This window comes from Paenibacillus sp. J22P169, assembly GCF_059691995.1.
Genome location: NZ_JCAUAO010000005.1, coordinates 253,359 through 277,473 on the forward strand (window position 1 = coordinate 253,359; position 24,115 = coordinate 277,473).

18 protein-coding genes are annotated in these 24,115 nt (G+C 45.8%); 17 read left to right on the forward strand and 1 reads right to left on the reverse strand.

Annotation, left to right across the window (positions count from 1 at the left end):
• Window positions 1-104: 104 nt before the first annotated feature.
• The 5 genes from AC58QG_RS23620 (at window position 105) to holA (ending at window position 8,238) form a co-directional block, all read left to right on the forward strand.
• Window positions 105-2,723 (forward strand): DNA internalization-related competence protein ComEC/Rec2, encoded by a 2,619-nt coding sequence (locus AC58QG_RS23620; protein WP_497364567.1) that lies wholly within the window; start codon window positions 105-107, stop codon window positions 2,721-2,723.
• Window positions 2,724-2,903: 180 nt separating this feature from the next.
• Window positions 2,904-4,997 carry a methyl-accepting chemotaxis protein gene (locus tag AC58QG_RS23625; protein ID WP_497364568.1) on the forward strand — a complete coding sequence of 698 codons (2,094 nt, stop codon included), beginning with the start codon at window positions 2,904-2,906 and terminating at the stop codon, window positions 4,995-4,997.
• Window positions 4,998-5,247: 250 nt separating this feature from the next.
• The gene (locus AC58QG_RS23630; protein ID WP_497364569.1) at window positions 5,248-5,796 is read left to right on the forward strand and encodes an RNA polymerase sigma factor; all 549 of its coding nucleotides are present in this window, start codon (window positions 5,248-5,250) and stop codon (window positions 5,794-5,796) included.
• Window positions 5,793-7,010, forward strand: coding sequence for an anti-sigma factor (locus tag AC58QG_RS23635; RefSeq protein ID WP_497364570.1), 1,218 nt, complete (start codon window positions 5,793-5,795; stop codon window positions 7,008-7,010). Before AC58QG_RS23630 ends, AC58QG_RS23635 begins: the two co-directional genes overlap by 4 nt.
• Window positions 7,011-7,218: 208 nt before the next feature.
• Entirely contained in the window at window positions 7,219-8,238 is a 1,020-nt protein-coding gene (gene holA / locus AC58QG_RS23640; protein WP_497364680.1) for a DNA polymerase III subunit delta, read from the forward strand.
• Window positions 8,239-8,338: 100 nt separating this feature from the next.
• Here the strand turns inward: holA and rpsT are convergent, their stop codons facing one another.
• On the reverse strand, window positions 8,339-8,590 hold the full coding sequence (rpsT, locus tag AC58QG_RS23645) for a 30S ribosomal protein S20 (protein WP_065850436.1): 252 nt from the start codon (window positions 8,588-8,590) through the stop codon (window positions 8,339-8,341).
• A gap of 195 nt (window positions 8,591-8,785) precedes the next feature.
• On the opposite strand from rpsT, the gene gpr reads away from it, so the two are divergent.
• The 12 genes from gpr to AC58QG_RS23705 all read left to right on the forward strand — a co-directional run bounded on the left by gpr (window position 8,786) and on the right by AC58QG_RS23705 (window position 24,088).
• On the forward strand, window positions 8,786-9,784 hold the full coding sequence (gene gpr / locus AC58QG_RS23650; RefSeq protein ID WP_497364571.1) for a GPR endopeptidase: 999 nt from the start codon (window positions 8,786-8,788) through the stop codon (window positions 9,782-9,784).
• A gap of 192 nt (window positions 9,785-9,976) precedes the next feature.
• Entirely contained in the window at window positions 9,977-11,206 is a 1,230-nt protein-coding gene (gene spoIIP, locus AC58QG_RS23655) for a stage II sporulation protein P (protein ID WP_497364572.1), read from the forward strand.
• A gap of 30 nt (window positions 11,207-11,236) precedes the next feature.
• On the forward strand, window positions 11,237-11,623 hold the full coding sequence (locus AC58QG_RS23660) for a DUF3679 domain-containing protein (RefSeq protein ID WP_497364573.1): 387 nt from the start codon (window positions 11,237-11,239) through the stop codon (window positions 11,621-11,623).
• Between the two features lie 73 nt (window positions 11,624-11,696).
• Window positions 11,697-13,511 (forward strand): translation elongation factor 4, encoded by a 1,815-nt coding sequence (lepA, locus tag AC58QG_RS23665; RefSeq protein ID WP_497364574.1) that lies wholly within the window; start codon window positions 11,697-11,699, stop codon window positions 13,509-13,511.
• 83 nt (window positions 13,512-13,594) lie between these two features.
• A complete protein-coding gene (hemW, locus tag AC58QG_RS23670; protein ID WP_497364575.1) occupies window positions 13,595-14,746 on the forward strand; it encodes a radical SAM family heme chaperone HemW in 1,152 nt (383 codons plus the stop codon).
• 144 nt (window positions 14,747-14,890) lie between these two features.
• On the forward strand, window positions 14,891-15,364 hold the full coding sequence (locus tag AC58QG_RS23675) for an N-acetyltransferase (protein WP_497364576.1): 474 nt from the start codon (window positions 14,891-14,893) through the stop codon (window positions 15,362-15,364).
• A gap of 110 nt (window positions 15,365-15,474) precedes the next feature.
• The gene (gene hrcA / locus AC58QG_RS23680) at window positions 15,475-16,503 is read left to right on the forward strand and encodes a heat-inducible transcriptional repressor HrcA (RefSeq protein ID WP_497364577.1); all 1,029 of its coding nucleotides are present in this window, start codon (window positions 15,475-15,477) and stop codon (window positions 16,501-16,503) included.
• Window positions 16,500-18,041 carry a TCP-1/cpn60 chaperonin family protein gene (locus AC58QG_RS23685; protein ID WP_497364578.1) on the forward strand — a complete coding sequence of 514 codons (1,542 nt, stop codon included), beginning with the start codon at window positions 16,500-16,502 and terminating at the stop codon, window positions 18,039-18,041. Before hrcA ends, AC58QG_RS23685 begins: the two co-directional genes overlap by 4 nt.
• A gap of 57 nt (window positions 18,042-18,098) precedes the next feature.
• Entirely contained in the window at window positions 18,099-18,674 is a 576-nt protein-coding gene (gene grpE, locus AC58QG_RS23690; RefSeq protein ID WP_497364579.1) for a nucleotide exchange factor GrpE, read from the forward strand.
• 64 nt (window positions 18,675-18,738) lie between these two features.
• Window positions 18,739-20,577, forward strand: coding sequence for a molecular chaperone DnaK (gene dnaK, locus AC58QG_RS23695; protein WP_497364580.1), 1,839 nt, complete (start codon window positions 18,739-18,741; stop codon window positions 20,575-20,577).
• Window positions 20,578-20,700: 123 nt separating this feature from the next.
• Window positions 20,701-21,831 carry a molecular chaperone DnaJ gene (gene dnaJ / locus AC58QG_RS23700; RefSeq protein WP_497364681.1) on the forward strand — a complete coding sequence of 377 codons (1,131 nt, stop codon included), beginning with the start codon at window positions 20,701-20,703 and terminating at the stop codon, window positions 21,829-21,831.
• 526 nt (window positions 21,832-22,357) lie between these two features.
• The gene (locus AC58QG_RS23705; RefSeq protein ID WP_497364581.1) at window positions 22,358-24,088 is read left to right on the forward strand and encodes an alkaline phosphatase; all 1,731 of its coding nucleotides are present in this window, start codon (window positions 22,358-22,360) and stop codon (window positions 24,086-24,088) included.
• Window positions 24,089-24,115 lie beyond the last annotated feature (27 nt).

Below are 24,115 nucleotides of genomic sequence, written 5' to 3' on the forward strand. Positions count from 1 at the left end.
AAAAAATCGCGTTGTCCCGTAAATGTGAAAGTGAAAGTGAAAGTGAAGTTGAAAATGAAGATGAAAAAGGAAATGAAAATGAAAATGAAGGAGGGAGTCCTACCGTGAAAAGACCAGTTGTTCAAGGATGCTGTCTGTGGATAAGTGGCTATGTGCTTGCGATTTATACCGAGCTCCCTTGGTTGTCCTGGACAACGAGCGCGCTGCTGGTAGCCGCGCTCGCCGTCCTCTACGCGCTGCGCCTGCCTGGCCGGCAGCCGCTGGGCGCCCTGCTGCTGGTCGTAATAGCCTACGGCTATTATCAAGGGACCGACCAGCGCAACATTACTGCCCTGCCGCTGGCGCAGCAGCAGCAGGTAGGCGAGGCCGGCAGCGAGGTCACGCTGCTCGGCCGGTTTGCTAGCCCTGTCACCATAGACGGTGACAAGGCTAGCTTCACTCTGGAAGCGGAGTCCGTCCGCTTCCAGGACGACATCGCTTTCCCGCTCGGCGGGGAAAGCGTAAAGGTCTCTCTGCGCCTGATGGAGCAGGCGCAGCAGTCTGTGGCGTCGGGCTGGCGCCGAGGCGACAGCCTGACGCTAACGGGGACGCTGCGCAGCCCGTCCCCGGCGCGCAACTTCGGCGGCTTCGATTACCGCCGATATTTGCGCCTTCACCACACCCATTGGCAGCTTTCAGCCAAAGGGGTGGATCAGGCGCAGGTGCAGCCTGCGGCGGCGCGCTTCAGCGTCGTCCAGCTGCTGCGCTGGAACGACGAGCTGCGCGCAGCGCTCAGCAGGCGCATGGACGTGATCTTTCCCGCGTCGCAGGCGGGGTTCATGAAGAGCATGCTGATCGGCTTGACCGACGATCTGGATCCAGATCGCTTCCAGCAATTCTCGGAGCTGGGATTAACCCATATTTTGGCCATCTCAGGGTTAAATATTGCCGTATTTCTAGGCGTGTGCATCTGGATCTTACGCCGTTTTAAAATGGCCAAAGAGACATATTTGCTCATTTGTATGTGTCTGCTTCCGTTCTACGTCCTCGTTACAGGGGCATCTCCATCTATTGTCAGAGCGGGACTCATGTCGATGATTGCGCTGTACGCAGCTCGGCGTGGAGGAATGAAAGAAGTACTGCATATACTTGCTGTTGCTGCATGGTCGATGCTTGTATGGGACCCTTACTTTTTGCTCGATGTAAGTTTCCAACTGTCGTTCTTAGTCACTCTGGGACTCATTGTAGGCGTGCAAAGAGTAACGATATTGCTTTCACCTTACCTTACTTCTCCGACGCTCCGAAACACCTTCGCGATCACGCTAGTCTCTCAAGCCGTCTCCTTCCCAGTCTCGATTTATTATTTCAATCAATTTTCTTTGTTATCGTGGTTAGCGAATGCCGTGTTAGTTCCTGTCATCAGCATGATCGTGTTTCCTGCAGGTTTGGTTGCTCTCGCACTCGGCTTGCTCTTTATCCCCCTTGGACAAAGATTAGGAACACTAATCACTTGGTTGAATCAAGCTATTTTTTGGATAACCGATCAACTCCAGCAGATTCCTTATCTCAAAATGATTTGGCCGTCCCCAAGTATACCGTGGATCTATTTGTATTACGCGTTCTTGATTCTTATTTATGTACTTTGGCATCGCAGCCATTTAAGCGCTACAGATGAGCTTCCCATCATGCTGGATTTCAGCAGGGACAAGAGTAAAAAGAAGATAAGTGTGAAGCTAAGCTTACTCCTTGCCATAGGTGGATTTCTTATACTTTTATGGATCGGTTATTCACCAAATCGCTTTCAGCGTACAGGCCTTGTGCAATTTATTGACGTAGGACAAGGCGACGCCATTCTAATACGAACACCGTATGGACGCCATTTATTAATTGATGGTGGAGGAACACTTACATTCCGCAAACCAGGGGATGAATGGAAAGTTCGCAAGGATCCGTATGAGGTAGGGAAAAAGATGTTGGTGCCACTCCTTAAGAAACGAGGTATACATAAGTTGGACCTGGTCGTGCTTACCCACGAGGATGCCGACCATAGTGGCGGACTACAGGCAGTCATAGAGCAAATTCCAGTGAAGCAATTTTTATTTAATGGGACTTTTAAGGAAAGCACTAGTGTAACAACCTTATTCTCAACACTTGTGCAAAAGGAAGTTCCCTTATTGCCCGCACAAGTGGATGATTGGATCACCATTGACCCATTAACGAAATTACAAGTGATTTATCCACTTGAAACCAATCAGTCAGAGATTGAAATCGTCAAAGAGCAGAATGCGAGATCGGTTGTTTTCTTGCTTGACATGCAAGGGACTCGCTGGCTGTTTACCGGAGATATGGAAAAAGAATCAGAATCGGCTGTCCTTGATTATTTGCATGTTCACCCCGGATTAATAGCCGACGCTAACGATAACAGGTTTAAGCAGTCATCTGGGATTTCTTCCTCTGTCTATCCTTCCTCGACCGCTGCAGCAGTTAAACGCCCAATTGATGTGCTCAAAGTTGCCCACCATGGCAGTAAAACCTCGACGACCCCTGAATGGTTGGCGTATTGGAATCCAGCGGTAGCCGTCATATCTGTAGGTGCCATGAATACGTACGGACACCCCTCGCCAGAGATTATTGATCATTTAGTTGACGCTAGGGTGGGAATATTCCGCACAGATCGGATGGGTGAAGTACAAATGGAGGTACGGAATACGGGGATTTTCACACGAATGAAGTTAGGGAACTGAAAAGTCGAGAAAATCTATAAATATAGAGGCCTTAGACTTAAAAAGATAGGTCTTTGGAAATATATTCCGCAAAATTTTGATTGAGATAATCATTAATTGAAAGGGTTTTCAGGATATATGTCGAAATTGTAAGGGAGTTGATCAAAAAAATACATAAAACGACATGGCGGTGGAGAAAACATGAAGAAAAACCCCACGAATTTGCTCCAAAAGACGTTTTCGCAACAAATTAAACCGAGCCATGATGTCGCCAAAAGGCAGGATTCCAAGACGGGGTTTCGATCAGTTGGCGTAAAGCTAAGCGTCACAATTATTGTCAGTAGTTTGTTCCTTGTTTTATTTATGGGGATTGCCTCATATCAAATCTCCAAAAACGTGATGCAAAAAAAGGTCGGCGATGCCTCGTTACAAACGATTGAGCAAGCAGGACAGAAACTCGATTTTATATATGACATATTTGAAAAGTTTTCACTTCAGCTTGTTATGGATGACTTGCTGCATGGGCAGGTAGCCAATGCAACTAAGCTAACGAAGGATTCTACGGCTTATCTGGCGAACCTCTCTTCACTGGATACGACGATCTCGAACTATTTTCATGCCAATGATAATATTCAGTCGATTGAGATATTTACGAAATCTGGCGATATCATCCAAACCAAATCTAGTTCGATGTCGGATAAAAATTACGCGGGTCAAGAATGGTTTAAGAGTGTCATTGAAAAAGATGGTGAACCCGTTTGGTTTTCAACCAAACTGAAGGAAAACCGTCTCCTAAACCCAGTCATTTCTGTTGGCAGTGTCATTCATCAGGCCAAATCGGATGAAGTGTTCCTAGTCCTTTTTGACATCAATTTGGATGTTGTTAAGAAACAGCTAGAGCACATTAGAATGGGAGATACGGGCTCTATTCAAATGATTGATGGTTCAGGTATGGTCATCTACAGTCAGGATGCGGTGGAAATGGGGGTCAAATCTTCTTATGCCGTAAATAGCAATGCAACGCCAACAGATATTTTTTTAACGGAAGATGGGACGAAGCAAGTTGTATTCTCCAAGTCGACGATTACAGACTGGTTCACGATAGGCACAATCCCGATGAAGGACCTCACGAAAGATATGAGTTCCATCTATAATTTGACGTTGATAGTTGCTTTCTGTGCTTTCGTCATTGCCGCGGGTATTGGCTATTTCGTAGCAAGAATGATTGGCAAGCCGCTGGGTCATATTCGTAATTTAATGGAAGGCGGAGCTGGGGGTGATCTTCGTATTCGCGTGCAGACCAACGCGAGGGATGAGATCGGTCAATTAGGCAATAGCTTTGATACGATGATGCAGCAAATTACGGAGTTATTCAGACAAACGAATCACTCTTCTGAAGAAGTTCTGCAGACAGCTGGTGAAATCTCAAGCTCGTCGCAACACACAGCAGCTGCGGCCAAAGAAATCGCAGTCGCTACAACCGAAATTTCGGGTGGTGCGGCAGGATTAGCGACTCAAGCAGAGCGGGGGAATGAATTAACGATCCACATCGGTCAACAAATTGCGAGTGTTGTCCAAGCTAATCAAGAGATGGGCGCCTCGGCAGCAGAAGTACACCATACAAGCTCATCCGGTATTCGATATATGGAGGAGTTAATTGCGAAAACGAGTGTGACTGAAGAGATGACACATTCGATGGTGAATAAGGTTGATAAGCTGAAGGAAAGCACACAGTCCATTCGGAAGGTGCTTGATATTTTAAGTAGTATGACGAAGCAAACGAATATTCTATCACTCAATGCGACGATAGAAGCGGCGCGGGCAGGGAGTGCGGGCAAAGGATTCATGGTTGTGGCAGACGAAATTCGTAAGCTAGCAGATCAATCGAAGCAGTCAATTGATTATGTCGGACAAATAACCGAGACGATTCAGTCAGAAATCGAAGGCACAGTTTGGGTATTATCGGAAGCCTATCCGATTTTTCAGGAGCAGATTCAGTCTGTTAAAGAGGCAGATTTACTATTTAAGCAGGTACAAGAGCGTATGGGAAGCTTTATTTCACAATTGGGAGCCGTAAGTGAAACGGTGTTAAAACTAGAAGAATCACAGGTCGTGTTAAGCGATGCCATGATGAACGTAAGTGCCGTTTCTCAGCAATCGCTAGCCTCTTCCGAGCAAGTTGCCGCGTTAAGCTCGGAACAATTACGGATAAGTGATGGACTGGTTGGATTGTCTTCTAAACTTGAGCAGCTCTCCAATGCTCTTCAAAACTCCTTATCTAAATTCAAAGTATAATAGATGTACAAGTATGGGCCTTAGCCGCTGCATTCCCTTGATGGAGTGTGCGACTAAGGCTTATTATTTGTAAATCTTCGAAACTTCAGCAATTTTGAAACAAATTTATCTTTTTTACGTCTAAAAGGTGTTATATCGCTCATTATTTGTTATTCTGATAGATGCAAGCTACCAATATATTTATTCTAAAAAAATTGCAACCTTATGAGATGCATTTGCGTTAGTAAGATTGCAAGGGGGAGGGATCCCAGTGATAGCACCCGAACTGGTAAGATCAGCACAAGCCGGTGACCGTGATGCGCTCATTACCCTATTGCGAGAGATTGAGTCTCACGTTTATCGGACAGCTTTTTATATTTTGAATAATGAACAGGATGCGCTTGATGCTTCGCAAGAAGCACTGATACGCATATATACCAAAATTAATTCTTATGAAGAAAAAGCCTTGTTCAAAACGTGGGTACAGCGGATTGTTACGAACATCTGCATCGATAAATTTCGCAGAGCGAAACCAACGGTTTCTATGGATGAGCATGAGATGACTTTTACAGCTGATAATGATGTAGAGCAGGAAATATTGACGGGTTACCTAGCTCAGGATATTAGAGAAGCCATCGATAAGCTTCCCGAACACCATCGCACTGTAGTTGTTCTTCGTTATTTGCAGGACTTTTCGTATCATGAAATTGCAGAATCGCTGGGCTTACCACTGAATACGGTGAAGTCTTACTTATTTCGAGCTAGACACACCTTACAGTCGTTACTCCAAGATTATCAGAAAGGAGGTGTTCGGGGATGAAATGTCAAGAGGTGATGATGTACATGCAAAGACAGCTAGATGGGGATTTAGCTCCAGAAGAGGAAGATGAGCTGCATGCTCACCTAATGCATTGTTTGGACTGTGCCCAGATGTTTGAACGTCTGAAGGCCTTGTCTAGCGAATTGTCCCAGCTTCCTAAGGTTATGCCACCTTTCAGTTTGGTTGATGCGATTATGCCACAACTGCTTGAATTGGATAAGCAAAAAGAAATGCCTCAGATGGACAATGTCGTTACTTTCCCAACCTTGGTTGCAAGGGCAGAATCTGAAGGTGAGCCTAAACGCTCAGGTTTGAACCGTTTGAAAGAACAGTTCTCGTGGAAGTTCGCAAGCGGTGTCGTTGCCGCGGGACTGATTATTGGATTCTTTGCTTTTAATATGCAGAATCCCGTTATTGACAATGCAGACGGGCTGCTAACTCATAATAGATCTGATTCCAATGGGGCTACTGACAAACGTACTACCGCAGCTTCAGAGCTGAATCAAAAGCAAGGAAACGATATCATAGCTAAGAATCAGGTGAATGCTAGCTCTAATGAGGGGGCACCAACCGCTCCAACAACGGATTCGCTTGCAAAAGGGACAGACAATGCTAATTCGTCTGTAGGCAGTGGAAACACGCCTCAGACTACCTCCGACGCGCAGCTAGAGAAACCAGGAGCGTATACCTCGCCGGCAAGCGGAAGTGAGTTGCAGGGGAAGCAGATATCACCGTCTACCTCGCCACCAGAGCGGTTGAAGGATAGGGATGCGTCCGATACGAATTCGGATAAAGCGGACCAGAATGCGGATATCTTTACGCCAGCGGCAGGCTTATCCGTTCCCAAATCAACGTTAGAACCGAAGTCAACAGAGTCGCCTGCAAGGAAAACAACTCCTGTTCCTACTGTAGATCCTTCGAATACAGCGCGTATAAATACGAGTCAGGGTATTCTTTCAGTTCCTCAAGGTGAGGCTGTACTGAAGTCTTCAACGGGTATTTATGAGGCTGCGATTGAAGACGCGCATGTTGTCATTCGAAATACCCTCACGCTTGAGATTGTATTTACTTCCAAGCATGTGTGGCAGCCCGAGGATCAAATCAAGCTGTTGGAATGGTCCAAGGATGATAAGTTGTTTTATGAAGTTATAAGCAAGGGAACGCTCCAAACGCTTCTTATCGATGTGCATGAGAAAACAGAAGCCAATAAATAAAAATAAGAATTGATGCACCAAATGGTTCGAGATTGCGTAAACTATCTTAGATAAATAGAGGACAGTTCATTCATCCACACGAGCTAAGGTTTCTAGAGCCTTAAATCGGTGTTTAAATAGACTGGCGAAGGGATTGCTGCAAGGTCTTCGGACTTTGACGTAATCCCTTTGTTGTTGGTAAAATGAACGGGAGGGGTGAATGCCAGTCATGGACGCGAAGAGAGCATTGAAAGATATACAAGCAGGCCGCCCAGCTCCCGTTTATTTGTGCTACGGTCCTGAGAAATATAAAATGCGCGAGTTTATTCAAATTTTAACGGATTCCTTAATGGGTCCAGAAGATCGGGAATTTGCAGTAAGTAAGTTTGATTTGAGCGAAATGCCGCTTTCATCTGCATTAGATGATGCTGAAACTTTACCTTTTATGGTGCCAAAGAAGCTAGTTATCGCGAAAAATGCGTTGTTTTTCACGGGTGCGAAGGAAAATACGAAGCTTGAGCACAATATGGAGCGTTTGACGGCTTATTTGAAATCTCCCGCGGAGCATACGATTGTGGTGTTCACGGTGGATGCCGATAAATTGGACGAGCGTAAGAAAATTGTAAAAGCGCTCAAGGACATGGAAGCTGCTGTGCCCTTCCTATCTTTGAGTCCAGAGGAACTAACGCAGTGGGTAGCTAAGCAAGCGAGTCAACTCGGCTTTACATTCTCAGGTGGGGCTGCTGACCAGTTGATTCTGTATACCGGGGGCAATTTGCAATCGTTATCAGCAGAACTTGAAAAGATTTCGTTGTACGTAGGTGCTCAAGGTGAAGCGACACCAGACGTCGTTGATCAATTGGTCGCTCGAAGCACGGAGCAGAACGTATTCATTCTCATCGAAGATATCGTGAATGTACGATTGGAGCGGGCTTTCGTGATCTTGGAGGAGCTTCTGAAGCAGCGTGAGGAGCCGATCAAAATCGCATCGCTTATCGCCAGACAGTTCCGCATCATGCTGCAGGTGAAAGAGCTGGGGAAACAAGGTTATTCGCAGCAACAGATGGCGTCACAGATTGGCTTGCATCCTTTTGCGGTTAAGGTGGCGGAGGGGCAGGCGCGGAAGTACGATGGGGATAAGCTGACCCGAATTATGGGGGAGTTAGCTGATCTCGATTTGCAGATGAAAACAGGGAAAATCGACAAGGTATTGGGGTTGGAGTTATTTCTTCTTAGGCTGGCAGCCTAAGAAGAGGAATCATCTATACGGCTACTCCGTATGAAGTCCCTTAAATGGAAAAAAGACTAGTTCTCCTAGGAGAATTAGTCTTTTGCTTTATGTCCGTGTATTACGCTTGAGCCGTAAGAGCGTTTAGCTTTTTAGCTAGACGGGACTTCTTGCGGTTAGCGGCATTTTTATGAATTAAACCTTTAGAAGCAGCTTTATCTAATTTCTTGGAAGCAGAAACTAGAGCTTCAGGGGTTAAAGCTGTTTCGAAAGCTTTCACAGCAGTACGCAAAGCGGACTTGTGGGAAGCGTTGCGAAGACGACGCTTTTCGCTAACTTTTACTCGTTTAATAGCGGATTTAATGTTTGGCATGAAATTCACCTCCTACTTACAAAACACGTTCAACGTTACATTTGTATGTTTGCTGACAACTTTAAGTATTCTACCACGCAATATTTCAAAATGCAAGAGCTGTCAATAGGTTTTCAGTGGTCTTCATCTTTGAATAAGGGGCTGGTCGTTGTCACACAATAAGCAATACAGCGCAAGTAAGAAAGGGGACCTCCAATGGACTTAGGCATATTTAATACACAGACCGATCTTGCACTCGATGCAAGGGATATGGCCCATGCAGCCAATCAGGGGCAACCGATTCCTGGCATTGAACAAGAGTTCACACGGGAAAACGGGATACGCGTAACCAAAATAAATGTCCTGAACGAAGAAGGCTCCAAGGCGCTAGGTAAGCTTCTGGGTCATTATATAACGATTGAAGTACCTGCGCTGCGGGAGAAAGACAGCCAATTGCAAGATCGCGTGGCGACAAAGCTAGCTCAGGAGTTTGAGCAGTTTCTGCGGCAAGTCGGTATTCCCAAAAATGCGAAAGCCCTTGTTATTGGACTGGGCAACGGCAATGTTACTCCCGATGCCTTGGGCCCCCTAGTTGTTGAAAATATTATGGTGACGCGCCATTACTTTGAACTGGTTCCTGAAGATGTGAGCCCAGGCTATCGAGCTGTGAGTGCTGTAGCACCAGGGGTACTTGGTACAACGGGGATTGAAAGCAGCGACATTGTGCAAGGAATTGTAGATAAATCTAAGCCTGATTTCATCATCGCGATAGATGCACTCGCATCGCGATCATTGGATCGAGTTAATACGACCATTCAGATTGCGGATACCGGCATCCATCCTGGCTCAGGCATCGGCAATAAGCGTAAAGGTTTAACCAAAGAGAATTTGGGAATTCCTGTTATTGCGATCGGTGTTCCAACGGTTGTCTATGCTTCAACGATTGTGAACAACGCTTTTGATCTGATGCAGAAACATTTCAGCGGTCAGACGAGCAATACGGGACAGATATTTGGACTTCTGGATAATATCAACGAAGATGAGCGGCTACAGCTTGTTAAAGAGGTGCTAAATCCCGTAGGACACGATCTACTCGTTACCCCGAAGGAAATAGACCAGTTTATTGAGGATATTGCCAATATCATCGCTAGCGGCCTAAATGCGGCTTTACATGATGCCGTGGATGTCGATAACGTGGCTGCCTATACCCATTAATAAAAGAAGAGAACTGGACCCATTGGCGTGGGGGCAGTTCTTTTTTGCCGTTCGTCTGAGCTCATCATTGATAAGTTCACTTCCCAACACTCATTAAAATCCTTCTCTATCAAAAAAATCTAGCGAAAACTAGTTCTATCGTTCGGGCTCGTTTCATAGATTGAATTAAGATAGTTTAGGAGGAATCAAACTATGAAATGGACATCAGCCACATGGAATTTCAGCCAAGTTCGCAAAACCTTTCAGAGCGCCAGTTCCGTCGGGAAAACGTTTATTGTACTCAGCACCTCGACCTTAGCTCTATTTGTTCTCATTGGGCTGGGTGGCGTCCTACAAAGTAGATTAATGTCGACGTCGCCGGTTTCTTCCATGAAAGGTCTCGCCGCATCTGTCACGAATCAGTTTTTCATCGATATGCTGGGTATGGAAGTCCCTCATTTAAATAAGGATCAGAAAAAGTTCACTTTCTCCCAGCACAATGTGTTTCACTTCGCTTTTCAATTAATGACGGATATTAATCCAAGTGATCCCAAAAGCTTAGTCGCAAGTGAAGTGCCTGGTATGGATTTGAATAAATCAACGGTTTTGGTGAAAGGAAGCGAAACGAATCCAAGTGCGCCTTATGATTTGAATCCAGGATCGAATAATTTAGAGGCAGAAGCTAAATTTCCACTTCCAACACCATCTGTAGAACCAACGCCCATTAGTAGCGCAGCCCCTTCTCCGAGTGCAGTTGGTCAACCACCAAAAACCGCAGGCGATAATGTCGCTTTTATCTATCAAACGCATAGTAATGAGTCATTTCTCCCAGAGCTAAAAGGTGTGACAGATCCAGATAAAGCTTATAGCGATAAAGTGAATATCATCTCCGTTGGTCAGCGGTTAGCTCAGAACTTAGAAAAAGACGGCATTGGTGCTGTCCATTCTTCAACCGTGTACCCGAGCACTGTCAAAGGTTTTGAATATCCGTACTCCTACAAATATTCTGCCAAAACGCTCCAGGAAGCGATGGCATCGCATCAGGATTTACAGTACTTCTTCGATATTCATCGCGATTCAGCAGCACGCAATAAAACAACAGCTACGATCGAAGGCAAGGATGTTGCACAGGTGTATTTTATTATCGGTGGAAAGAACCCGAACTGGAAAAAGAACGAGGAATTCGCAAGTAAAATTCATCAAGTACTAGAAGCGAAGCACCCAGGTGTCTCGAAGGGGATTCATGCGAAAGAAGCGAGTGAGGGCAATGGCTTGTATAATCAAAACATTTCACCTAACAGTATTTTGATCGAGGTAGGAGGCCCCTACAATACTCTCGAGGAATGCTACCGGACAACGGATTGGTTGGCAGAAGCGATATCGGAAGTTATTTTGAACGCGAAGAAAGTGGACGCACCGGCGGATACAGCTAAAAAGTCGTAAATGGACTTCATAATTGAAGGAGGAAATGTGATGAGGCTGAGGAACTTTTATTTGAAGGTTGGTTTGTTTGGACTCTTGCTGCTGTTTTGTATTTTGTTCGGCGTTAGTCTAGCATCCAGCGGAATGGAACGAATTGAAGGTCCTCAGCCTTCCTCCAAAGCATCCCCACAAGTTGCTCCAACCAAAGCACCGGGCAAAGTAGTAACGACGGTTGCCAAAGCAACGCCTACACCAGCTGTTCAAAACACAGTTGTTAAAGGCAATCAACCCGTTGAGCCTAAAGCTGAACCTGTTGCTGTTCATGATAATTCATTGAACCGTGTAGGGAATAAATTAGGTGAGCTTTTGCAGATAACGGCGCATCATGGTATTAAATTATTTATTTCCTTATTTGATGCTGTTTTAGGCAAAGGCTAGGTGTGCATTGCTCCGACTTCCCACAACTGCTATAATGAAAATTATTTGCATGTAGTGGGGGTTAGTCTTTAGCATGACGGACATTCGAGAAAGACAACAAAGAATTCGCAACTTTTCAATTATCGCTCATATCGATCACGGTAAATCAACACTAGCTGATCGCATACTGGAATATACAGGTGCATTGTCTTCACGTGAGATGCAAGAGCAAGTTCTCGACCAGATGGATCTGGAGCGCGAACGGGGGATTACCATCAAGCTTCAAGCGGTGAGATTGGCTTACCGCGCTGACAATGGCGTAGATTATATCCTTAACTTAATTGATACACCAGGACACGTAGACTTTACCTATGAGGTATCACGAAGCCTAGCAGCTTGTGAAGGTGCCTTGCTGGTTGTCGATGCAGCTCAAGGAATTGAGGCTCAAACACTAGCGAACGTGTATCTTGCACTGGAAAATAATTTAGAAATATTACCTGTCATTAATAAAATCGATTTACCAAGCGCAGACCCGGATAAAGTAAAGCAAGAGATCGAAGACGTTATCGGACTTGACGCTAGTGATGCTGTGCATGCTTCAGCCAAAGCGGGTATCGGTATTAAAGAAATCATTGAGCAAATTTGTCTGAAGGTACCAGCTCCACAAGGTAATCCTGATGCACCGCTGAAGGCTTTGATTTTTGATTCCCATTACGATAGCTACAAAGGTGTAATCGTGTATGTGCGTGTTGTGGATGGCGCGATCAAAGCAGGCTCCAAAATTAAAATGATGGCGACAGGCAAAGTGTTTGAAGTTATCGAAGTGGGTGCGTTCAAACCTAGAATGTCGTCTGTTCCATCCCTTGAGGTTGGAGATGTTGGTTTTATCGTAGCTGGTATTAAAAACGTTGGTGACACCCGTGTCGGTGACACGGTAACGGAAGCGGACCGTCCTTCACCGGATGCATTGCCAGGTTACCGTCGGATTAATCCAATGGTTTTCTGCGGATTGTATCCGATTGAAACCACCGATTACAACGATCTTCGTGAAGCTCTCCAAAAACTTGAACTGAATGATGCATCCTTGCGTTTTGAGCCTGAAACATCGACAGCATTAGGCTTCGGCTTCCGTTGCGGATTCTTAGGACTTCTGCACATGGAAATCATTCAAGAGCGGATTGAACGTGAGTTCAACATTCCATTGATTACAACGGCACCGAGCGTAATTTACCGGATTACATTAACAAACGGCGATGTCATGGAGATTGATAATCCATCGAATTACCCGGATCCGCAGCGTATTGACTTCGTGGAAGAGCCCTATGTAAAAGCATCTGTCATCGTACCGAATGATTATGTTGGGACGATTATGGAGCTTTGCCAAGGCAAACGCGGCGAATATATGAATATGGAATACTTGGATACGAATCGCGTAACATTGACGTATGAGATTCCGTTATCAGAGATTGTCTATGATTTCTTCGATATGCTGAAGTCGCGGACGAAGGGCTATGCTTCCTTTGACTATGAAGTTAGCGGCTACAAGAAATCCAATCTAGTAAAAATGGATATCTTGCTCAATTCAGAGCAGGTAGATGCTCTTTCCTTTATCGTTCACAGAGATACGGCTTATCACCGCGGTAAAATCATCTGTGATAAGTTGAAAGAACTCATCCCGCGGCAAATGTTTGAAGTGCCGATTCAAGCGGCGATTGGACAGAAAATCGTGGCGCGTGAGACGGTTAAAGCGATGCGTAAAAACGTACTTGCGAAGTGTTACGGTGGTGACATTTCCCGTAAGCGTAAATTGTTAGACAAGCAAAAAGAAGGTAAGAAACGCATGAAGCAGGTTGGTAGCGTAGAAGTGCCACAAGAAGCATTCATGGCTGTTCTGAAAATCGACGAATAGATGTTAAAACGAAAAGCTGGGGTGGCAGCGTACGCTGTCCCTTGGCTTTTTCTCAATAAGCAAGCTAGAAAGGAATTACCCTTATGTTAGTTACCCATACAACGCCTACAGCGGTGTACATTCATATCCCCTTTTGTACGAATAAATGCCATTACTGCGATTTCAATTCGTACGTGCTCAAAGGTCAGCCCGTGATGGAATATCTAGATGCGCTTGAACGCGAAATGGAGCTCACGGTACGCAACCATCCACCTCAGAAGGTGGAGACGATATTTGTGGGCGGCGGTACGCCAACTGTGCTGCTTCCTGATCAAATGGAACGTTTCCTAAGTATTGTGCGAACCTATTTCCCTGCAGATAGTGCAGAGGTCGAGTTTTCGATGGAAGCCAACCCGGGAACAACGGACGAAGATAAATTGGCTGTGATGAAAGCCGGTGGTGTGAATCGCATTAGCTTCGGTGTGCAATCTTTTAACAATGACATTCTTGCGGCAATCGGCCGTATTCATAATACAGATGATGTGCACAGAAGCATTGCCAATGCGAAGAAGCTGGGCTTCGATAATTTATCCATCGACTTGATGTTCGGGCTTCCCAAGCAAACGGTAGAGATCATGCAGGCAACATTAGATGAGGCGCTGTCACTCGATTTGCAGCATTATTCGATATACAGCTTGAAAGTAGAAGAAAACACGTTATTCCATACCTTATTCAATAAAAATCAGCTGCCGCTCCCGAGTGAAGACGAGGAAGTCGATATGTATGAGTTGATTATGAAAAGGCTGGAGGGAGCGGGTTACAAGCAATATGAAATCAGTAACTTTGCCAAGCCTGGCCGCGAAAGCAGACATAATACGATGTATTGGCGCAATCGCTCCTACTATGGATTAGGTGCTGGGGCACATGGGTATATGAATGGTCAGCGCCATGTGAATGTGAAGGGTATTCAACCTTACATTGACGCTACGAAGATTGGCTTACCGATAATGGAGCAATTCGAAGTTACGCCGCAAGAAGCTATGGAAGACTTTATGATGGTTGGCTTGCGCTTGCTTGAGGGGGTCCGCAATAAGGATTTCATGGACCAATTCGGGATCACTATCGAATCTCAGTTCGGAGCTACGCTTCAGGGGTGGTTGACAAAAGGTTTGCTTGAACAAACAAACGAGGGGTATCGATTGTCTAAACATGGCATTCTGCTTGGTAATGAAGTGTTCGCTTCTTTCCTGACATAAGACGGAACCTTTGAACAAAAAACGCTTGTGCATTTATACGTATTGTTGTATATTTATACATGAATCCACAAGCGAAACAGCGGAAAGCCGCAGGGCGCTAGCGTGGCTTTTATGCATTTTTGTGCGAATGGTGGGTGGGGAAGCGTGAATACATCAACTACGGTGTCCGTAAGAAAAGCTTCGGTGGATGATATCGATAAGCTTTTTGAAATTATACAGGGGTATGCGGGGCAAGGCATCATGCTGCCGCGGAGCAGGGAAATGCTCCAAGATCAAATTGATACCTTTGTTGTTGCTGAATTTGATGGCTTATTAATAGGCTGCGGTTCGTTGACGAGGTTGGGGCCAGATCTTGTTGAGATTCGCTCACTGGGGATGACGCCTGGCTACAAGGGGCAAGGAATCGGCGGTAAGCTTGTTGACTTCTTAGTTGAAGAGGCAAGAAGCCAAGGAATTATCAAAGTTATGGCACTTACTTATGAAGTGGCTTTTTTTCAAAAAAACGGCTTTACACTCGTTCCTAAGGAGATTTTTCCGGAGAAGGTTTGGAGAGACTGCATGCATTGCAAAAAACAGTATTGTTGCGACGAAATCGCCGTACTTAAACGTTTGGATTGACTTGACAACAGACCTTAGGGTCTGTTATTTTTGTATTAGGATTTAGCACTCACTAAATACGAGTGCTAACGAATGTGGCAAATAGTGAGAAGTGAGGAGGAGGGGTACTCATGTTGACAGAGCGCCAACGCATGATTTTAAGTGCAATCATTGATGATTACGTTCGTTCAGCGGAGCCGATTGGTTCGCGAAGTATTTCGAAGCGTGGGAATGTTGGGTTTAGTCCAGCAACCATACGTAACGAAATGTCTGATCTCGAAGAAATGGGCTATCTTGAGCAGCCTCATACGTCCGCAGGTCGTATTCCTTCACACAAAGGTTATCGCTATTATGTCGATCATTTGTTGAAGCACGGCTCCTTGCATAGTCATGATTTGGACTCTATGAAGGGTGCTTTCGCAGAACGTATTCAAGAGATGGAAGGTGTTATTCAGCACGTTGCTGGCATGCTCTCCAGCCTTACGAATTACACGTCTATTGTGCTCGGTCCTGAGGTATTTAGCACGACATTGAAGCATATCCAGATCATCCCGATTTCGGATTCAACGGCTGTTGCGATCCTCGTGATGAATACGGGTCATGTTGAAAATAAGACAGTAACGATACCGGAAGGAATTCCGATGTCGGAAATCGAGAAGGTCGTTAATATTCTGAACACTAGGCTTAAGAATGTGCCATTAGTTCAGTTTAAATCGAAGCTCTACAATGAAATATCTAATGAGTTAAGTAAATATGTAACTGGATATCAAGAGCTTCTTGGTATGGTTGAAAGTGTGCTTCAAAGTGATGAGAAGGACCGCGTTTTCCTTAGCGGAATGACGAATATGCTCACACAGCCTGAATTCAAGGATGTGGAGAAAGTGAAGAGCATTTTTGATCTGCTGGAAGAAGCACCAACCCTTATCAAGTTATTCACTCCGTCAAATGAAGGCATCGAGATTAAAATTGGTGCTGAGAATAGTATTGAAGCCATATCGAATTGCAGTTTAATTACAGCTTCCTATTCCATTGGCGGTACGCCGCTTGGAACGATTGGTATTTTGGGACCCACTCGCATGGAATACGGTAGAGTTATTGGCTTAATGGAGCATCTATCGAAACATATGGAATTGGTCCTAGGACGTTGGTATGGCAAATGACAGGAGTCAAACCCATGCACGGTGAAAGTGAAGAACGGTACTCTACGTTAGTTAATAATGCCGCGGCTGTTAGAGCGATTTGTTCGGCGGTCGAAGGAACACTAGGTCCTAAGGGGCTAGACACGATGCTGGTCGGTGGTCAAGGTGATGTCATTATTACCAACGATGGTGTGACCATATTGGAAAAAATGGATGTTACGCATCCTGCAGCGAGATTGATGATTCAAGTCGCTCGCAGTCAGCAGCGACAAATCGGCGATGGAACGACAACAGCAACAGTTCTTGCTGGCGCCATGGTGCAAGAAGGTGTTGCGCAGGTCACACGAGGTGTTCCTGTCGCAAAGGTTGTTACTGGCATGCTTCAAGGCATAGAATTAGCTGTTGCCAGCTTACAAAACCGTAGTCGTAAAATAGAGGGACTCTCTGATCGTGCGCTGCAGCGTATCGCTTATACAGCAGGCCGTGAGCAGACCGATATTGCGAAGCTTGTTATTCAAGCGGCCGAAGCGGTCGGTGAGGCGAAGCTGCGCGAAGAGGGCTATCGCTTCGCGGACAGCGTGCTCGCTCATGAAGTAGCGAGCAGTGAGGTCTGGACCGGCATTCTGCTGAACCAGAAGCCGATGAATTTGCATCTCGAGCATGAGCGTCGAGATGCTCGCATCCTCGTGTTGCATGATGCCCTGGAGCCTGAGGCGGTCAGCGAGGAATCGCTGGTCACCGAGGCAGGCTTCCAGCGCTACATGCAGCTCCGCGAGCACTTCCGCAGCAGCCTTGGCTCGCTGCTGGAGCTTGGCGTCGGTCTGATTGCATCAGACCGCGGGGTAGACCCTGAGGCGGAGCAGTTCTGCTCCGACCATGGCATACTCGTGCTGCAGCGGCTGTCCCGCCGGGATCTGCAGCTGCTGAGCGAGCACACCGGCGCTAGGCCGGTGCGGCGCACGGCGCTGCGCAAGAGCGCGCCGGAGCTGAGCGCTGCGCTCGGTCACGCGGGCTATGCCGCGTATGACGAGCGGCTAGAGCGCGTGCGTGTTGCGCAGGGTCACGGTGAGCAGCACGTGACCGTGATCGTAGGCGCCGCGACGCGCGAAGCAGCGCATGAGCGCTCGCGCATCGCGAAGGACGCTGCGTCAGCCGTCCAAGCCGCCGTGCGCGGCGGGTACTTGCCCGGCGGTGGCGCAGCGGAGATGGCCGTCGCGTATGATCTTGAGCGTGTGCGCGAGACGATGAAGGGCATGGAGGGCTTTGGTGTGGCTGCTGTCGCGGGCGCACTGCGCAAGCCATTGTCACAAATCGTAGTGAATGCAGGCTACAATCCGCTCGAGAAGGTTGAAGAGTTGAAAGCGGCCCAGCTTGCACAGGATACGGACAGCCTAGGGATCGATTGTGATACAGGGCTGATCACGGATTTCGTGGAGGCAGGGATCATGGATCCGACAGATGTGAAAATTCACGCGCTGCAAGCGGCTGGTGAAGTAGCTGCCGCGGTACTGCGTATCCATACAGTGATTAAGATGAAGCAGCCTTTTGAAGAGAACTAAAGATGGGCAAACTAACCCCAAATAAGTCGTGTATTATGTTTAGGAGGTGAAGGACAATTGAGTACTGGAGATAACAAAACAGTCGAACAAGACATTAACACTACATACGCAGCCGACAACGAAGCAACGACTGGAGAAGCTGAGGTTGTTGACAACGTAGAAGTTTCCGAGGAAGCTACTGTATCGAGCGAATTGGAACAGGCGCGTGTGCAAGCCGAAGAAAACTATCAGCGTTTATTACGCGTTCAAGCGGACTTCGACAACTTCCGTCGCCGTGCAAGAGCGGAGAAGGAAGATTTCGCGAAATACGCTTCGCTAAAATTGATTGAACAGCTATTACCGGTTGTGGATAACTTTGATCGCGCGCTGTCTTCAAGCAAAGAGACGAAGGATTTCGACGCATTGGTGAAGGGCTTGGATATGACGTACCGCGGCATCGATCAACTATTAACTGCCGAAGGGCTTAAGCCTATCGAGGCAGTTGGCCAACCTTTCAATCCAGAATTCCATCAAGCTGTTATGCAAGTGGAATCAGAGGAGCACGAAGAAGGTATCGTCGTTGAAGAATTACAAAAAGGCTATATCCTAAAAGACAAGGTCATCCGACCTGCAATGGTGAAAGTTAGCGTATAAGGATCTTATCTTTTCCAAAATAAACTAATGACGTTCCAATGGGACATAAGGAGGCATCTTTACAATGAGTAAAGTAATTGGTATTGACTTAGGTACTACAAATTCTTGCGTTGCCGTTATGGAAGGCGGAGAAGCCGTCGTAATTCCAAATCCAGAAGGTAACCGTACAACACCTTCTGTTGTAGGTTTCAAAAAAGATGGCGAGCGTGTTGTTGGTGAAACAGCAAAGCGTCAAGCGATCACAAACCCTGATAAAACAATCAGCTCCATCAAGCGTCATATTGGTACGAACCACAAAGAGCACATTGATGGCAAAGACTACACGCCACAAGAGATCTCTGCAATCATCCTGCAAAAGCTAAAAGCGGATGCAGAAGCATACCTTGGCCAAACGGTTACACAAGCGGTAATCACGGTTCCTGCTTATTTTAACGACAGCCAACGTCAAGCAACGAAGGATGCTGGTAAAATTGCTGGTCTTGAAGTTCTTCGTATCGTCAATGAGCCAACAGCAGCAGCACTTGCTTACGGTTTGGAAAAAACAGAAGATCAAACGATTCTTGTTTATGACCTTGGCGGCGGTACATTTGACGTTTCCATTCTTGAACTAGGCGATGGTTTCTTCGAAGTTAAAGCAACAAGCGGCGACAACAAATTGGGTGGAGATGACTTTGACCAAGTTGTGATGGATTACCTCGTTGCTGAATTCAAAAAAGAGCAAGGCATTGACCTTTCCAAAGATAAAGCAGCTGTTCAACGTTTGAAAGATGCAGCTGAAAAAGCGAAAAAAGAACTTTCCGGTGTTTTGACAACGACAGTTTCCCTTCCGTTCATCACGGTAGCAGACGGCGTGCCTCAGCATTTGGAGTTGAACATGACTCGTGCGAAGTTCGATGAGCTTACTTCTGGACTTGTTGAAAGAACACTTGGACCAACGCGTCAAGCGCTTCAAGATTCCGGTTTGTCCACAAGCCAAATCGACAAAGTTGTTCTTGTTGGTGGATCCACACGTATTCCAGCAGTTGTAGAAGCGATCAAAAAATTGATCGGTAAAGAGCCTCACAAAGGTGTTAACCCGGATGAAGTTGTTGCACTTGGCGCAGCTGTTCAAGCTGGTGTTTTGACTGGTGAAGTGAAAGACGTTGTCCTTCTTGACGTAACACCACTTTCCCTAGGTATCGAAACAGCAGGCGGCGTATTCACGAAAATGATCGACCGCAACACAACAATTCCTACTACGAAATCACAAGTGTACTCCACTTATGCAGATAACCAAACTAGCGTTGAGATTCACGTGCTTCAAGGTGAGCGCTCCATGGCTAGCGGCAACAAAACACTTGGCCGTTTCATGCTAGGTGACATTCCTCCAGCTCCACGCGGCGTACCGCAAATCGAAGTTAGCTTCGATATCGATGCGAACGGTATCGTTAACGTGTCTGCTTTGGATAAAGGAACAGGCAAAAGCCAAAAAATCACCATCACTTCTTCCAGCGGCTTGAGCGATGCAGAAGTTGAACAAATGGTGAAGGATGCGGAAGCACATGCTGAAGAAGATCGCGCACGTAAAGAGCTTGTAGAAGCTCGTAACGAAGCTGATCAATTGGTATACTCCGTTGACAAAACGATCAAAGATCTTGGCGACAAAGTAGACCAAGGCGAGATCGACAAAGCGAATGCAGCGAAAGAGAAAGTAACTGCTGCTCTTGCTGGCAACGATCTTGAAACGATTAAAAAAGCAACCGAAGAATTAACAGAAGTGATTCAACAGCTTTCTGTTAAATTATATGAGCAAGCTTCACAAGCTCAAGGTCCTGATGCTAGTGCTGGCGCGGGCGAAGCTCCTAAAGGCAGAGAAAATGTTGTTGACGCTGACTACGAAGTGGTTGACGAACCTAAAAAATAAACATATTCTAACTAAATAGAAGTTTAAAGAAGTTTTTAGACACTATTTGTTATTAATTAACGTAAGAGTCAAAGCCAAGGGGAGGTTCTCCGTGGCTTTGACTTTCCGTTTGTAGTCTTGAACATGGGAGTGGAACAAGTGAGTAAACGTGATTATTACGAGGTGTTAGGTCTCGGGAAGAATGCTTCACAGGAAGAGATCAAGAAGGCTTACCGTAAAATGGCACGTCAATATCACCCTGACGTGAATAAAGCGGCAGACGCAGAAGATAAGTTCAAAGAAGCCAAGGATGCGTATGATGTTCTGAGCGATGATCAGAAGCGTAGTCAATATGATCAATTTGGCCACGTCGATCCAAATCAAGGTATGGGCGGCCAGGACTTCAGCGGCGGCTTCGGGGATATCTTTGATATGTTCTTTGGCGGCGGCGGCGGTGGTAATCGTCGTAATCCGAATGCACCGCAACGTGGTAACGATTTGCAATATACGATGACAGTGGAATTCAAAGAAGCCATTTTCGGTAAAGAAATGGATATCAACATTCCACGTACCGAAAATTGCGATACGTGTCATGGTTCAGGCGCCAAAGCGGGAACAAAACCAGAAACATGTGGCGGCTGTCACGGCAGCGGACAACAAGAAGTGGTTCAGAATACAGCATTTGGCCGTATTGTGAACCGCCGCGTGTGTACGTCATGTAATGGTTCCGGTAAAATCATCAAAGAAAAATGCGGAACGTGTCATGGCGCGGGTAAAGTGAAGAAGACACGCACCATTCACATTAAGATTCCAGCAGGTGTGGATGATGGTGCTCAGCTTCGCGTATCTGGTGAAGGTGAAGGCGGGACTCGTGGAGGCCCATCTGGCGACCTTTATGTTGTTATTCGTGTGAAAAATCACGAGTTCTTCCAACGTGAAGGCAATGACGTGTACTGTGAAGTGCCATTGACTTTCATGCAGGCAGCGCTTGGTGACGAAATTGAAATTCCAACGCTTACGGAGAAAGTAAAGCTCAAAATTCCGGCTGGTACACAAACGGATACGTATTTCCGTCTCAAAGGAAAAGGCGTTCCGCATCTTCGCGGCTTCGGTCAAGGGGATCAACACGTGAAAGTTATCGTAATGACACCGACCAACCTGTCCGAGGATCAGAAGGATTTGCTGCGTCAGTTCGGCAAGCAAAGCGGCGAGCATACGCATGAGCAGAGCCAATCTATTTTTGAACGTATGAAAAGAGCCTTCTTAGGCGACTAGATGTTTGTCATAGCACCTCGTTTAGATGGTTGTTCGGATACATTCCGAATACCATGTAAGCGAGGTTTTTTATTTACACGCCAGATTTATATGTTTGTGATTTTTGGGCAGTGAAGCTTGCCTCTCTAATGGGGCGAGTGCGAATAAATGGATTTTCTACAGATAAATTTTTGGATTTTCCGATCAAACGAAGAATAGATGGAAAACCTACAGTTCATTTTGTGCAATTTTCATGATTTAAACAAAAGAGTTAGTTTTAACTACATAGTATACAGTTACATCGAGTTTTCGAGGAAATTTATCATAATTAGCTGTATTTTTTCCAGTTAATACAAATGCATAGAGCACGAGTCCTTCAAAACCAACAAACACCACCAACCACGTCCGAGCGCCGAGATCCCCTTACCCTTTATACCTACTTAACAATACCTACCAAATTTACATAAACTACATATGAAATTGACGTTCTCCAAATCTATGAGCCTTATGCTAGTAAGGTGAAATACTATTTTTGGAGGGAAAACATTTGAAAAAAGGGTTAAAACAAATCGTGGGTTCAGGAATGGCAGTTTCCTTATTAACTCTAAGCCTAGCAGGTACAGTTTCCGCTGCAGATTCAGCAACACCATCAGTTCCGTCATCAGTTCCACCTTCGAAAAATTTAATCGTTCTGATTGGCGATGGGATGGGCCCGGCTGAAGTGACAGCTGCACGTTATTACGCGAAGAAATTCCTGGGTAAAGATCGCTTGGAATTGGATGGCGGCTATTATGTTGGGAAAGCGACTACATACTCGCAAGCAAGTCCTTATACAACGGAGTCAGGTGCTATCACGGATTCAGCAGCAGCAGCGACTGCTTTTTCAACAGGAAATAAGACATATAACAATGCGATCAGTGTATCAAACGGTGATGTAGCTACGCCTTTCGCTTCAATAATTGAAGCGGCAATGAAGCAAGGCAAAGCAACGGGTCTAGTATCAACAGACAACATTACAGGGGCTACTCCTGCCGTATGGGCATCCCATGTTCGTCAACGCAGCAACCAAAACGCGATTGCTTCGCAATATTTGAACAGCGGTGTCGATGTCATCTTCGGAGGTGGAAAGGTCAACTTCACGACGAAAGAAGACAAAGGGAAGCGTACTGACAAAAATATCATTCCTGATTTTCAAGCCAAAGGATATCAAACGGCTTTTGATAAAAAAGGCTTAGATGCAATCCCAGTAACAGCAGGCAAGGCGCTAGGCCTTTTCGCTGATGCTGAAATTCCTTACGTACTTGACCGTACGGATTCAGTGCCAAGCTTACCGCAAATATCGCAAAAGGCATTGGATATCTTATCCCAAAACCAAAATGGCTTCGTCTTATTGGTAGAGCAAGGTCGTATTGACCACGCTGGCCACGCCAACGATCTTCCTGCCAACATTCAAGAAATGCTGGAGCTAGATGCTACGTTCAAGACGTTAGTTGATTTTGCTAAAAAAGATGGAAATACCTCCGTTGTCGTTACCGCAGATCATGAGACAGGCGGTTTGTCACTTGCAAGAGACAATGTCTATGAATTGAATGTTGATTTGTTTAATAAACAAAAGCATTCCTATGAGTATATTGATGGCATCTTGAAAAAAGCTCAAACAGCAGATGATATCCGCAAAATCGTAGCAGACAACATTGGCTTCACGGATCTGTCGGATGAGGAAGTCCAATTGATTTTGAATGGTGATGGCTCCTCCTACGGTCGTGGCGGCGGTTATAACGCGGTTGTATCAAAGCGTCTTGCAGTGGGTTGGACGGGGCATGGCCATACCGGTGTTGACGTCGGTGTGTGGGCATACGGTCCAATTGCTGATCTTGTAAAAGGCGATGTGGATAATACGGATATAGCAAAAAGTGGTGCGCAAGTAATTGGTGCTGATTTGGCTGCTGCCACGAAAGAACTTCAAGACAAATATAGTTATCCGCTCTTTAAGGTAACACGAGATAACAAAACATTATTCACAGCTAGATCTTTAGCGGAGTCATTAGGCATTCAAGTAGCTTGGGATGAAGCAGCTCGTACTGTTACTTTTACAAAGGATAGTCAAAAAGTTTCCGTACTTGTTTCTACTGGAGCGATTACTGTGAATGGTACTCCAAGCGCATGGGTTGGCAATGTAGATAACGGTAAGCTGTACTTGCCTCTTGAAGTTTTCAACCAACTGACTGGAAAAACCTTTACATGGGATTCCTTTAATGAGCGTATTGTAAAAAATTAATCATAGGAGCAGACGGACATGGGGGGC

What these genes read in the sequence shown, in the direction of transcription:
- AC58QG_RS23625 (WP_497364568.1), top strand. Translation starts at nt 2,904, where the DNA reads ATGAAGAAAAACCCCACGAATTTGCTCCAAAAGACGTTTTCGCAACAA.
- AC58QG_RS23635 (WP_497364570.1), top strand. Translation starts at nt 5,793, where the DNA reads ATGAAATGTCAAGAGGTGATGATGTACATGCAAAGACAGCTAGATGGG.
- holA (WP_497364680.1), top strand. Translation starts at nt 7,219, where the DNA reads ATGGACGCGAAGAGAGCATTGAAAGATATACAAGCAGGCCGCCCAGCT.
- rpsT (WP_065850436.1), bottom strand. Translation starts at nt 8,590, where the DNA reads ATGCCAAACATTAAATCCGCTATTAAACGAGTAAAAGTTAGCGAAAAG.
- gpr (WP_497364571.1), top strand. Translation starts at nt 8,786, where the DNA reads ATGGACTTAGGCATATTTAATACACAGACCGATCTTGCACTCGATGCA.
- spoIIP (WP_497364572.1), top strand. Translation starts at nt 9,977, where the DNA reads ATGAAATGGACATCAGCCACATGGAATTTCAGCCAAGTTCGCAAAACC.
- AC58QG_RS23660 (WP_497364573.1), top strand. Translation starts at nt 11,237, where the DNA reads ATGAGGCTGAGGAACTTTTATTTGAAGGTTGGTTTGTTTGGACTCTTG.
- lepA (WP_497364574.1), top strand. Translation starts at nt 11,697, where the DNA reads ATGACGGACATTCGAGAAAGACAACAAAGAATTCGCAACTTTTCAATT.
- hemW (WP_497364575.1), top strand. Translation starts at nt 13,595, where the DNA reads ATGTTAGTTACCCATACAACGCCTACAGCGGTGTACATTCATATCCCC.
- hrcA (WP_497364577.1), top strand. Translation starts at nt 15,475, where the DNA reads ATGTTGACAGAGCGCCAACGCATGATTTTAAGTGCAATCATTGATGAT.
- AC58QG_RS23685 (WP_497364578.1), top strand. Translation starts at nt 16,500, where the DNA reads ATGACAGGAGTCAAACCCATGCACGGTGAAAGTGAAGAACGGTACTCT.
- dnaK (WP_497364580.1), top strand. Translation starts at nt 18,739, where the DNA reads ATGAGTAAAGTAATTGGTATTGACTTAGGTACTACAAATTCTTGCGTT.
- dnaJ (WP_497364681.1), top strand. Translation starts at nt 20,701, where the DNA reads ATGGGAGTGGAACAAGTGAGTAAACGTGATTATTACGAGGTGTTAGGT.